Source organism: Psychroserpens luteus (genome assembly GCF_015319355.1).
Classification (GTDB): Bacteria; Bacteroidota; Bacteroidia; order Flavobacteriales; family Flavobacteriaceae; genus Psychroserpens; species Psychroserpens luteus.
In genome coordinates, this window is record NZ_JADILU010000002.1 from 404,780 (window position 1) to 418,546 (window position 13,767).

Annotated in this window: 11 protein-coding genes; all 11 read right to left on the bottom strand. The window is 30.0% G+C overall.

Annotation, left to right across the window (positions count from 1 at the left end; translation table 11 throughout):
• Positions 1-81: 81 nt before the first annotated feature.
• A complete protein-coding gene (locus IM744_RS05405) occupies positions 82-1,221 on the bottom strand; it encodes a glycosyltransferase family 4 protein (protein WP_194507085.1) in 1,140 nt (379 codons plus the stop codon).
• 15 nt (positions 1,222-1,236) lie between these two features.
• Positions 1,237-2,250: a polysaccharide deacetylase family protein gene (locus tag IM744_RS05410; protein ID WP_194507086.1), complete on the bottom strand. Its 1,014-nt coding sequence runs from the start codon at positions 2,248-2,250 to the stop codon at positions 1,237-1,239.
• Positions 2,251-2,469: 219 nt separating this feature from the next.
• A complete protein-coding gene (locus IM744_RS05415; protein ID WP_194507087.1) occupies positions 2,470-3,486 on the bottom strand; it encodes a GNAT family N-acetyltransferase in 1,017 nt (338 codons plus the stop codon).
• A gap of 279 nt (positions 3,487-3,765) precedes the next feature.
• Positions 3,766-4,782 (bottom strand): ATP-grasp domain-containing protein, encoded by a 1,017-nt coding sequence (locus IM744_RS05420; protein WP_206694467.1) that lies wholly within the window; start codon positions 4,780-4,782, stop codon positions 3,766-3,768.
• A 6-nt stretch (positions 4,783-4,788) separates the two neighbouring features.
• Entirely contained in the window at positions 4,789-5,403 is a 615-nt protein-coding gene (locus IM744_RS05425; protein ID WP_194507089.1) for a sugar transferase, read from the bottom strand.
• A 7-nt stretch (positions 5,404-5,410) separates the two neighbouring features.
• On the bottom strand, positions 5,411-6,556 hold the full coding sequence (locus IM744_RS05430) for a glycosyltransferase family 4 protein (RefSeq protein WP_241738288.1): 1,146 nt from the start codon (positions 6,554-6,556) through the stop codon (positions 5,411-5,413).
• Between the two features lie 27 nt (positions 6,557-6,583).
• A complete protein-coding gene (asnB, locus tag IM744_RS05435; RefSeq protein ID WP_194507090.1) occupies positions 6,584-8,485 on the bottom strand; it encodes an asparagine synthase (glutamine-hydrolyzing) in 1,902 nt (633 codons plus the stop codon).
• Between the two features lie 2 nt (positions 8,486-8,487).
• On the bottom strand, positions 8,488-9,648 hold the full coding sequence (locus IM744_RS05440; protein ID WP_194507091.1) for a glycosyltransferase: 1,161 nt from the start codon (positions 9,646-9,648) through the stop codon (positions 8,488-8,490).
• Positions 9,648-10,727 (bottom strand): glycosyltransferase, encoded by a 1,080-nt coding sequence (locus tag IM744_RS05445; RefSeq protein ID WP_194507092.1) that lies wholly within the window; start codon positions 10,725-10,727, stop codon positions 9,648-9,650. The genes IM744_RS05440 and IM744_RS05445 overlap by 1 nt, the downstream gene beginning before the upstream one ends.
• Before the next feature lie 3 nt (positions 10,728-10,730).
• Positions 10,731-12,581: an asparagine synthase (glutamine-hydrolyzing) gene (gene asnB, locus IM744_RS05450; RefSeq protein ID WP_194507093.1), complete on the bottom strand. Its 1,851-nt coding sequence runs from the start codon at positions 12,579-12,581 to the stop codon at positions 10,731-10,733.
• A 132-nt stretch (positions 12,582-12,713) separates the two neighbouring features.
• Positions 12,714-13,766, bottom strand: coding sequence for a glycosyltransferase (locus IM744_RS05455; RefSeq protein ID WP_194507094.1), 1,053 nt, complete (start codon positions 13,764-13,766; stop codon positions 12,714-12,716).
• Position 13,767: the final 1 nt, after the last annotated feature.

Sequence of the window (13,767 nt, forward strand, 5' to 3'; positions counted from 1 at the left end):
AATAATTTTAACAATTAAAATCTCAGATTAAAGAATTCAATGTCAATGTATATTTTGATGAATTTTCTTTATGTGATTAAGCTAGTTAGTTTTTCGATATTCTTTTAATAATTCATCCCAAACATAAGTATGCTTGTAATTGTTTACTATGTTTTGTCTTGATTTTGAACGCATTATTTCATGTATCTCTGGATTCTTGATGCAGTATTCCATAGAAACAATAATGGCTTGCACATCTTTTACTGGAATAATTAAACCATTTTCTCCTTCACTGATAATTTCATTGCAACCATTGATATTTGTAACAATGCTTGGTAGTTGCATGGCACCTGCTTGCAATACTACATTTGGAAACCCTTCTCTATAACTAGGAAACACTAAGGCATCAGCAATTGCAAAATATGGTCTAACATCTGCTTGATAACCGACTTGAATAATATCTTTATTTTGTTTTAAAATGTTTTCTGTTTCAGGAAGTAGTGGGTCTAATTCACTTTCTCTCCATCCAACAAGTATTAACTTTGCATCGTGACTTTTAGATAATATGTCAAAGGCTGTCACCAATTCATTGATGCCTTTGTCTGTCACCAAACGTCCTACATACACATAAACAAATTGTTGATCGATATTTAACTTTTTCCTGAGTGCATTTAAATCTGCTTCTTTGAGCAAAGTCCGGTCAAAATGATCTATGTCAATGCCATTGCTACTACCTTTACCAATTACGCCAAGCTTTTTCTTAGTTGTAAATCCTTCTTCTAAAATAATGTCCTTTAAGTTAAAGGAGTTTGGAAACACTTTGGTGGCACATTTATAGGTTAATTTTTCTACGTAATTCAATAAGACTCTCTTTGGTCCAGTAGCTACTAATAATGGCATTCCTGCCACTGTGTGGAAACGATGTTTGACACCAGCTAGCTTTGCAGCAAGCATACCAATAACACCAGCTTTAGGAGTATGTGTATGTACAATATGTGGTTGCTCTTTTTTAAGAATTTTATAAAGGCTATAGACCGCTATAATATCTTTAATAGGAGAGATGGTTCTAGTCATTTCAACAATTTCTGTTCTAATGCCTTCATTTTCTTGAACATCTTTCAAAATTTTCCCATCGCTAGAAACACCAATTACTTCATAATATTGATTAATAAAACGTAGTTGGCCTTCTAGTAAACTCATTAAAGAATCAGGAACAGTTGTGACTCTAACTATTTTTTTCATTTAAACAATCTTAAATTAATATTGAATATGAGTCTTTTTATATTTTTCTGTAAGACCAGTCATAGTTTCACTTTGAAATCCATGAGCTTGTTTTAATGTTTGATAGGTTTTGAAAATGGTTTCTAAGTTTTCTAAGTTTTCATCTAAGTTAGATCCAAAATTATGTGGATGCCACCAAAGGTGATAAACCTCATTATATTTAGCAGCGTAGGTCATTGCTTTCTTTATCCTTCTCAATTTGAGAGGTTCAAAAAATTTGAGTATAGTATTGTAAGGTCTCAAAAAACGACTCGAAGGGATATTAAAAAGAATAGAATTTTTATTTATTTCTTCGAGATTATATGTGTTACTGCCTGTAATATTAAAATAAGCATCTAATGGTTTCAAAGCTTTAAAAATAAAAAAATTACGATACTTTTTTGTGCTGTGAATATTATAGATAAATGATTTTTCTTTACCTCTAAAACTAGTTATTCCATACTTTTTACAAATTTGTAAATAGGGTTTATCAACTTCATCATCAGGATTTATTTGATTTTTAGGAAAAACAATACTGTTAATGTTTATTTTAAGAGGTTTTGCAATATTAATAGCAGCATTTAGATCTTCATCAAATTGCTCTATTGTTTGTCCGAGCGCATGACAGTAAAAATGAGAAAATGTATGAGTTCCAATTTCATGGTTACCATTATCTTTAATTTTTCTAATTTTAGAAAGTGCATAATGAAATGGATCTTCTGACTCATCATTGCCATTTAAATCTATTAGTTCGTAAGGATTTAACTTTTTTAATAGATATGTAGGCTTGTTTTTAGGAATGTGATTATGTAAATCGCTTTTGTCTTTAGCAAATAATAAACCAACTGTAGAAAAGGTAAGTTTAATACCGTATTTGTCACTCATCTCTAGTAATCTATCAATGACTTTATTTACATTTTCTAGATTTTCTCGGTAATCATTAACAGTTTTATTTTCAAAAACTCCCCAATGCATTTCAAAATCTAATGAAATAACTAAATGACCGACCATTACTTATTTTTTCTTTGTTCAAAAGTAAATAAAATAAAAGTACTTTGTGTTTAACACTGTATAGAAATATATCACAGAGTTGATCTATATTTTTATAAAAATTGAATTTAAAACACTAAAAATCAATAGCTTTTGATGCTATTGAGTTTGTTGTTAGATCAACTATAATATTTATGTGAATTTTGTTTTTTATTCACAATACTGTTATTCAGTATAAAATTAATTAGGTTCTCTATAACCAGGAAAGTAATCTGGTTGTGTTGTAGCTTTAGAATTAGTTAAACTATCAAATAGTTCTTGGTTAACTACGTGTTGCCAAACATGAAAATCAACCAATTGTTTAGAGAATGATAATTTAAAGCGCATTAAAGAATCATCTTGACCTCCATAACCACCACCAAGATTAAAATATTTGTAATTTTCTTGTGTTGCAGAAATTCTCATTTCATCAATTAATAGTTTAACAGGTGCAATATCTAAATGCTCTTCTTTAGCTCCAGATATATGATATTGTACTATATCATTTGTTTTGATAAACATAGCTCCTGCAATAATCTCATTAGTGTCAACTAAACTAGCTAATAAAATATCTGTTTGTAAGCTTTTACTTTCTAGAAATTTAAAAAAGTAATCTGGTTTAAAATAATAAGAGCTCCTAGCTTGAACTCTATCCATATTCTCGTAGTATATATCAATAAACTCTAATATATCTTCTTTTGTATTAGCTTTTCTAACATTACACAGTCGTCTGGCCTTATTGATTTGTGTTTTAATTCTTCGTTGATAATTTTGTCTTTGAATATCTAAAGACTTCATTAAATCTATATTTACAATATTTCCAACATGTTTAATTTTACCGATTCCTTTTAATACATCATGTTGAAGGTTAATGAATGGATTTAATCTACTAAATACAGAAACAATATTTTCATTTTTTAAACATGAGTTTAAAGCATTGGAGAATTTTTGATTGTTAAAATTTGCGTCAACGTTTTTTGAAATTGGTCCAGCATAGCCATAAACGGATGTTAGATCTTTAAAATTGCTATCTAAGATTTTTCTTATTATAAATGGTAGTCCTATGCGTGTATCATTTTCAGTATAAGTTATCATAAAAAAGGCTTCATCTTTTTTTATTGATAATTCATGATAATCATAGGTGTGATAAAAATCATAATAATCAACTTTATCTAGAAATGAATCCCATTCTTTTTTACTTTTAATTATTTCAATCATATCTATGTCCCTAAACACAAAATCATTAAATCTAAAGTTATTTGATTCACTGATTATTAATTGTTGGTTTTTTCTAAAGGCTATATTTCTTGTAAAGAGTTATATAAATAGCTTTTTTATTTTTGTATAAATGATTGACACATAGTAATTTATTAATATTAATGTCAAAAACACATTTAAAACTCAAATATAAGAATTTCATTGTCTAAACAATAAAACTCTTTATCATTTACACATAATTTTTTATAAAAGTCCCTAAATGTTAGAACTTTACAATAATTAGTTAGTATTTATCTCTATTATTCTATCGCATTTTGAGAAAAGCTTTCCAGACTCATAGTTATTAAAATGATCTACATTTTTATTGCCTTTTAACCACTCTATATAAATTGCTGCAGTATTAATTCCTGCTTCATGAGAGAAAGGATATCCTCCACCAAATCGAGGATTACATTCTATTATAAAGATTTTATTCTTTTTTAAAATGACATCACAATCTAAACTTCCTAGATGTTTAAGATGGTTTGATAATTGGTTTCCTAGTTTTTCAAACCGGTCATCTATTACAGAGAGTGCTTTGTCAGTTTCACCACAACGCATTTTATGTTTTTCTCTAACAAAAGTTCCATAATAATCTGTTTCAAAATTATTAACAATATCCATACCGTATTCAATGCCTTCAATTTTCTCTTGAATTATGATAGCGTGATCAAAATCTTTAAGGCTAGCAGTATTTAAAACTGATTTTTTTAATCTTATATTTAGAAGTTTAAAAGACAACTCTAATTCCTCGATTGATTCAGGAAAACTTAGACCTATTGAAGCGCTTCCCCAACGAGGTTTTACTACAAGAGGAAATTCAATTTCATCATTTTTTAAAGCAATTTTCACATCTTCTAAAGTAGTGTAGGTGAGTGGTGTTTCAAGACCAATACTTTTTATGAAATTAAAGGTTTCTAATTTATCAAATGTAATATCTATCACTTTTTCACTAGACACTAAAACTTTTGCTCCACAAGCTTCTAATTCATCTTTATGCTTTGATAGGATGGGTAATTCTAAATCATTAAGTGAAATGATTGCTTTGATGCTATGATTTTTGATTATAGTCTTGAGTTCTTCAATATAATTTTCATCATAAATATTAGAGACTAATAGAGAAACATCTGCATCAATCATGGCAGGAGCAGATAGATCTTTGTCTACTGCAAAAATTTTGCCATCATTGCCAATGGCTTTTTTAAAATAATTTATAAGATAATTGCGCCTACCAGCACATGTAAATAGAATATTCAAATTCAATTAATTATTAGATTTAGTTCCCTTAAAATCAGACATGATATCATTATCTACACTATAGATACCATCTTTTTTAAACACTTTATAAATTGTTAAAAATAATATTTTCACGTCTAAGATAAGTGATAAATTTCTTACGTACCAAACATCGTACTCAAATTTCTTTTCCCAACTAATAGCATTTCTTCCATTTACTTGTGCCCAACCTGTTATACCTGGTCTAATGAGGTGTCGCTTTTTTTGTTCTTCATTGTAAACTTGTAGATATTTAACTAATAAAGGTCTAGGTCCAATTAAACTCATATCTCCTTTAATGACATTTAGAAGTTGAGGAATTTCATCCAAAGAATATTTCCGAATAAAAATACCAGTTTTTGTTATTCGTTGCTGTGCAGGAAGTAATTCACCATGTTGATCTGTTTTGTCATTCATGGTTTTAAATTTAATGATCTTAAATATGCGTTCATTTTTTCCTGGACGCTCTTGATAAAAAAAAGCTTTTCCGTCATTTTTTATCATTAAAATTATCCAAGTGACCATAAAAACAGGTAATAATAGAATAAATCCAATACTTGCAGAAAGGAAATCAAAAAGCGGTTTAATGATGTTTTTATACATATAGTCTTTAACTTAAGCTATTATAATAATGTAAAAGTTCATTCCAAACAAATTTTTGTTCGTAACGTTTTATAATTCTAGATCTTGTGTTTTGTTTCATTGCAATTCTCTTATCAGGAAAATCGATCATAAATTGCATTGCTTTTTCTAATTCGGTTTCATTTTTTACTGGAATTATAAGTCCGTTAACATGATCTTCAATCACTTCATTACATCCATTAATGTTAGATACAATACATGGTAATTCCATGCAGCTACATTGCAACACAACATTAGGGAAGCCCTCTCTATAACTAGGAAAAGTTAATACATGTGAAATCGCAACATAAGGTCTTATGTCTTTTTGTAAGCCAACAGATAAAATTTGTTTGTTTTCTGTGATTAATGTTTCAGTTTCTGGTAACAAAGGATCTAATAGGTTTTCTTTATAACCCACTAAAATAAGTTTAATGTTGTGTTGTTTTTTAGATAAACGATTAAAAGCCTGAATCAATTCATTAATGCCTTTGTCTTTTACAATTCTGCCAATAAATATAAAAACAAGATCATTTTCACCAATCCCAAGTTCTTGTTTGAGCTTTTCTTTTTTTTCTTCGGAAATTAAACTCGCGTCATAATGCTTCGTATCAATACCATTAGAGCTACCATTACCTATAACTAGGAGTTTCTCAGGTTTAGTATAATTGTTATCTATAATTATTTTTTCTAATCCACAAGAATTAGGTAATATTTTTGTTGCGCAACTGTAGGTGAATTTCTCAACGTTATCTAAAAGGACTCGTTTTTTTCCTGTAGCTTCTAATAAAGGCAATCCTGCAATGGTGTGTAATCTATGAGGTACTTTTGCTAATTTTGCAGCCAACATGCCTAAAGTTCCTGCTTTTGGAGTGTGTGTATGAACTATAAACGGACGCTCTTTTTTGAAAAACTTGTAAAGCTGGTAAGTTGCTTTTAAATCTTTGAGAGGTGTAATTGTACGTGTCATTTCTACAACATGCGTTTTAATACCTTCGTTTTGTCTAACATCTTGAAGCGCATCACCATCTCCAGATACACCAATGACTTCAAAATGATTGCTCATAAACCGATGTTGACCTTTTAAGAGTGATCTTAAAGAGGAAGGAACTGTTGTAACACGAATTAGTTTTTTCAATAGCTTACGTTTATTAATCTTTATTGATTAAGAATTTAAATAAGTGTTGATATACCATTTTTGAAAGCAAAAGAAAGACCATACCTTAAACGTATTATCTGCTTTACCTTGAATATGATTTTCTACTAGTTTTTGAATTTCGGCTATATTAAAAATGCCTTGAGATTTTAATAAGGGTAATTCAATATAACTTGATAATTCTTTTTTGAGTCCGTCACGAAGCCAATCTCCCACAGGAACACCAAATCCCTGTTTTGATTTCTCTAAAAATCCTTTAGGAAAAACCTCTGTAAAAGCTTCTTTTAAAATATGCTTTTTACTCCATTTTTTTAAGAGATAATCTTCTGGTAAGCTCATCGTAAAATTAAAAAGGTCTCTATTGAGAAAAGGTGAGCGACATTCTAACGAGTTAAGCATACTAGTACGATCAACTTTTACCAACATATCGCCTTCAAGACTTAAATGACGATCAATGGTTCTAAAATCGTTTAATGATTTTGGATTGCTAATATTTGATTTTGTTTTGTAATAATCAAAAATATTAGGCTGTTGAAAATCTGAAACCAACAAATTTTGAATATCATTTTCATTGAGTCCTAGAGAAATAATATCCCAATAATAATTATTGGTATAATCAATAGCATTAATGAGTTTATTAAGTCTGTATTTTATGCCACGACTATCATCTTTTTGTTGCAATAATTTACCAGAAAGCTTATTTACAGTATTATGAACACCTTTTGGTACAACGTTAGTATATTTTGCGTTGAGTTTACCAATATAATATTTGTTATAACCTCCAAACACTTCATCACCACCATCACCTGTTAAAGCAACTTTGACGTGTTGTTTTGTTTTTGCCGAAACGAGATAGGTTGGGAGTGAAGACGAATCTGCAAAAGGCTCGTCAAAATTCATTAAAATTTCATGTGTATGTTTTTTTAAATCGTTCTCACTGATAACAAATTCATGATGATTACTATTCACCATTTTTGCTACAACCTGAGATTTATCGGTTTCATCAAATGATTTTTTTTCAAAACCGATAGAAAACGTATCAATTTTAGCATCTGTCATTTCTGCTAAACAATACGTAACAATTGAAGAGTCTACACCTCCAGAAAGAAAAGTACCTAATGGCACATCTGAAATTGAGCGACTTTCAACACTTTCAAACATTCTTTTATTCACCTCTTTTTTGGCATCGTTAAAAGATAAAGTTGATTTCTCTATAACTTGGTCTGCATGAATTTTTTCAATGTCAATCGTGTTGGTTTTTAAATCATAGCTTATAAAATGATTAGGCTCTAATTTTTGAATACCTTCATAAATTGTATTTGGTGCAGGAATATAGGTTAATCTAAAAAATAGATTAAGACCAGTCTTGCTAATTGGAGGTTTTGCTGGTAAGCTACTAATTATTGATTTAAGCTCAGAAGCCCAATAGAATTCTCCATTAGTATTTGTGTAATATAATGGTTTTTCTCCAAAATAATCTCTGGCAATAAACACTTTACCTACATTAAAATCATAGATACTTAACCCAAACATGCCATCAAGATCTTTGAATGCCTCTATACCTTTTTGTTCGTAAAGTTTTAAAATAACTTCTGTATCACTAGTCGTTTTAAACTGTATGCCATTGGCTTCCAGTTGCTTTTTAAGTGTTTTAAAATTATATATTTCGCCATTAAAAACGATGGCTATATTTTTATCTTCGGAAAACATTGGTTGCTGGCCAGAACTTAAATCTATAATGGATAAACGACGCATTGCCATACCAACACTACAATCTTGAGCAGTGTTAATGAATATACCATCATCATCTGGTCCTCGATGAATAATGAGATCATTCATAACAGTAAGTTTTTGTCTTACGGTTTGTTCATCTTGTTTGGATTTAAATATTACGCCATTAATTCCGCACATAATTAATTAATTTGGTTGTTTATTAACTGTTTTACTTGATCATAAATTTTAGGCAAACTAAAGTTTTGAGCCTTTTGAAAGCCTAATTCACTGTATTTTCTACGTTGATCATCATTGTTACGCAAAAATAGAATAGCTTTTGATAATGCAACATTATCTTCCGGATTTATTAAAATACCATACTTTGCTAAATAAAATTCTCCATTAACAATAGTTATAGGTTCATTATCATTTAGTATTTCTAAAGGACCAGATAAACAGTTTGTTGAAATAACAGGAAGTCCAACTGCCATAGCTTCTAATAATACGTTAGGGAAGCCTTCGGTATTAGAAGAGAGCACAAAGCAATCATTCTCTAAAAGATAATCTTTTATATTCTTTACGCTGCCTGGTAAAATAAGCTGATTTTCAAAACCATTGATTTTAGCAAAATCTGTTAAGTTAGTTGTGAGAGGTCCTGCTCCAGGTATGGTTAATGTATATTCTGTATTTAAATGTTTAAATGCTTTTAAAAGTAAAATTTGATTTTTTGCAGGTGTATGACTACCTACGCTAATTACTTTAAAGTTTTCGGTTTTTTTGTAGCTGTCTTGATGTGGTTTTTGGTCATCTATTTCAATAGGATTGTAAATTAACTCCATCGGGATTTTTATTCCGAAGTTATCCTTTAAATCCTTATTAATATGTAATGAATTAGAAAACAATACATCTGCTTTATTATAAAACTTTGGATAGAATGTTTTTGCAACTTTCATTGCAAAATTATTACCATCATACATCTTTGATGGGAAACAACGCTCGCTAATAATTGTTTTTGGTTTTGATTTTAACTTAGAATTCACAAGACCATTGATGATGTTAGGGAGTGCTAAAAACGACATAACGACATCAAATTTTTCCTTTTTAGCAATGGCACGATATTTATAAACAAATTGAGCCATACTTTTCAATTTTAGTATGGGAGAAGTCGTATCGAGAACATCTGTTTTACCCAAAACTAGAAGCTTTACATTTTTAGGTGGTTCAAAGAAAATATTATTTGATAATAAAATCAAAGTCACGTCAAAATCATGCACTAGATGTTTGAGTAATAAACTTATTACACGCTCTGCTCCACCAGATGAAAGGCTTATAGCTAATACGCAAAGTTTCTTTTTGTTCATTAGTTTTGAGCTACTTTTTTTATGAAATCTTCAAATTGGTTTATAATATGTTCTTTTTTGAATTTGGCAAATACACTTTCGCTAACTGATTTAGAATTTAAAGGATATTGGTTAAGCTGAACTAAATAGTTTAAAAACTCATTTTCATCTTTGGCTAAATAACCATTCACACCTTGTTCTACAATTTCATTTGTACCACCAACAGCATTAAAAGCAATTACAGGAGTACCAATAGCACAGCTTTCTAGTAATGCGTTTGGAAAACCTTCGGCAAATGAACCTTGTAAAAAGATGTCACTAGCCTCTAAATATTCTGGTATTTTATTTGAGTAATCTATAAATTCAACTTGTGTTTTAAGGTCTAGTTTTTCAACATGGTTTTTGATATTATCTTCCCAATCACCAGTACCAATAATTGTATATTTAAAAGGTGTTTTGAGTTGTGACAATACATTTAATAACCTTAAATGTCCTTTTTCTTCATGTAAACGACCAACAGTGATATACCTTTTTATCTCATTGTTTTTTTTGTTTTTAGATAATTTAAAAGCGTCAGATATTGGGTTATTTATTGTTGTGATTTTTGACTTCGGAATTTTATATTCTGAGATTAACTCTTCGGCCATATCTTTGGACTGACAGATAATTGCATTTGTTCTTTTATCTGCTATTTTTTTTAGCACATTTCCGAAGAAAGAACTACTAGAATCATTATACAACGCTGTTACTTTTTTAATATTTGCTTCTCGATTTATCAATTTAATTTTAGGAAAGCATACTAATATTAGTGCTAATGCAGTATTTAAATGTGACATACAACTCACAACAACGTCAGGCTTAGCTTTAGACATGAATTTGAATAACTTAGGTATACCCTTGCCAACACGAGATTCATTGAGATAGATCACATTTAGCCCATCAACATCATATGCTTTATCTTTTTCATAACCAATTACAACCAATGTGGTATTGAAATCGTTATCATTAATGTTTTTAGCAACTAATGACATGACTCGTTCTGCACCACCTGCAACTAGAGAAGGTAAGACAAAAACTACATCTATTTTGGAGTTTGTCATAACCTATTTAATCGAATATCCTTTTCCGTTATTATTAAGCCATTGTTTGAGAACAAGCAAATTCCAAATAAGAGGATATCTATCCCAAGTACCATCCATATGTTGCTTGATCCTAAATTGAACTTTCTCAACATCAATACATGGAATATCTTTTAAAGATTTATCATCTAGTTCACTTAATACATAGTCTTTTAGGTCTTCTTTGAACCAACGTGAAAATGGCATAGTAAACCCAGCTTTTGGACGATCAAAGATATGTTTTGGTACAGATTCATAAAGCACATCTTTTAAAATGCGTTTCATCACACCGTTATGGAATTTAAATTCGGTAGGAAGTGAATTTGCAAAATCGACAACGCGATGGTCGAGTAGAGGAGCACGAGCTTCTAATGAAAATGCCATAGTTGCTCTATCTACTTTGGTGTTGATATCAAAATTGAGGTAGGTTTTAGTGTCAAAGTCAGATATACGCTCATACAGGTTTTTATTTTCATGAACCAGATATTTTAATTCGTCAATGTCATTAGTATCATATGGTGTATTAATATATGATTTGTCTACTCCAGTCATTGCGCTTAAATAGACTTCATTTTCATCCTTATAACGTAATGCTTTTGAAATCACCTTTAGTTTATAATGCGGAGCAAGTTCTAAAATGCTAGCTCCAACTTTTCTAACAGACAATGGTAATTTGTAAAAAATGCTTCCTTTTTTTGCCCAATTATATCTATGGTAACCAATAAAACTTTCGTCACCTCCATCACCAGACAATGCTACTGTAACTTGTTTTTTAGTGTGTTTTGCAAGTAACATTGAAGGAATTGCTGAAGAGTCTGAAAATGGCTCATCATAATAATGGCAAAAATCTTGAATGAGATCTATACCTTCATCATAATTACATTCTATGACATTATGATCGGTTTGAAGATGATCTGCTACTTGTTGTGCATATTTGCTTTCATCAAAACCTTTTTCATTGAATTTTACTGAAAAGGTTTTAATTTTTGTAGACGATGTTTGAGTTGCCATAGAAGCTACCAATGAAGAATCAACACCACCTGAAAGAAATACACCAACTGGTACATCTGCAAATAAGCGAGCAGAAACGGTTTCTCTTAAAATCCCATCTAGTTCTTTCTTAGCATCTTCATAACTTCCTTGATAAGGTCTTTCATTTTTGTAATCGATATCCCAATATGCTTCGGTTTCAAATTTACCCGTGTTTAAATCAAATGTAAATTTATGACCAGCTTTTAGCTTTTTAATTTCATTAAATATGGATTGTGGATCAGGAATATTCCCCCAAGCCAAGTAATAAGCAATGGCTTTTTCTGAAATAGTGAGATCATCCATGTGCATTTGGATTGAAGAAATCTGACTTGCGAATTCAAAATTCTTTCCGTTGTGATAGTAATAAAATGGTTTTTTACCCAAACGGTCTCTAGCTCCAAAAAACAATTGTTTCTTTTCATCATAAATTACAAAAGCAAACATACCATCAAAGTGATCTACACAGTCTTGACCATATTCTAGATATGCAGCGCATAAAACTTCTGTATCACTTGTGGTGGTAAATTTGTAACCCTTTTTTACTAATGTTTCTTTGATGGCTTTGAAGTTGTATACTTCTCCATTAAATACAATATGGATGTGATCGTAATAGGTGAAAGGTTGATCAGATCTTGGGTCTAAATCAATAATAGAGAGTCTATTATGACCAAAAGTAATGTTGTGGTTTTCGTGTTTGTAAAATTGCCAACCCATTTTATCTGGACCTCTAAATGCAGTACGTTTTAGTTTGTCTTTGACTTGCTGTTCGTTGTAATTTAAAGTGGTTCCGTATATTCCGCACATAAAAGATTCAATTTGGGTTTTATTCTTGTGACAAAAATAGATATTTAATCAACTTATTCTCAATAAAGCCTATTAAATGTATATTTATACTATGAAATGATTATGATCTTTTTTTTACTTCTGAAATGTTTATCAAACAACACATTTGTAGAGTTTTAAATGTGTTTGGTATACGTTGTCAATATTGTATTTTGATTTGATTTCACTGTATAGAACTTCGGTCTTAAGAAGTGCTTTTTTGTAATCCTGAATACAAGTTACCATAGCATTATGAAATTCTTCAATTTCTGATACATAAGCGTTTTCATTATTTAAAAAATCTGGGATACTACCAACTGGAGTTGCAATAATTGGTAATTTGGCTGCTGCAGCTTCTATTATTACCATAGGCATTCCTTCCCATTTTGAAGGAAGAATTAAACAATTGGAAGCTTCTAAATAAGGCTTGATATTACTTTTAAAACCCAATATATTGAAATGGTTTTCAAGACCTTCCGAAGAAATTAAACGTAATAATTCTATTTTTTGATTTCCTTCTCCTACAACGTCAAAAATGAAACTTGTGATTCCATTTCTTAGTAGTTGATTAGCAGCGGTGACCATATATAGTGGGTTTTTTTCATCACTCAATCTTCCTAAAAACAAAAAAACAAATGGCTTTGTAATCTCTTGCTCTCTAGTTTTTTGTATTGATAGTTGATCAAAATCAACACCATTTGGTATTATCTTACCTTTTTTTAAAAACCACTTTTGAGCATTACTACTAAAAATGATATCTACTTTTCTAAATGGCTTGGTTAAAAACAAAATTAATCGTCTGCTTGCGCTTTCTATAGTGCTAGAATGTAAGGTGAAAACTATTGGTTTTTTTTTGTAAAATAAATTATATAAAAGTCCAATTAGAAAACCATGATATTGATGAGAATGAAATACAACATCTTCTAAAGAATTAATAATTTCATGAAGTTTCTTAACTCCCTGAATGAGTGTACCATTTTTAAATGATGTTACATTTAAAAAGTGACATTCAATATTTTGTGCTTTAAATTGGGCTTCTAGTGTATTGTCTTTTGAGACAGAAAAGACTAATGTTTTTATATGAGGAGTACTTTTTTTTGCTAATTGCAAAACCATTTGCTCTGCACCACCACCACCTAAACTACTTGATAAATGAATTATTGTCAAA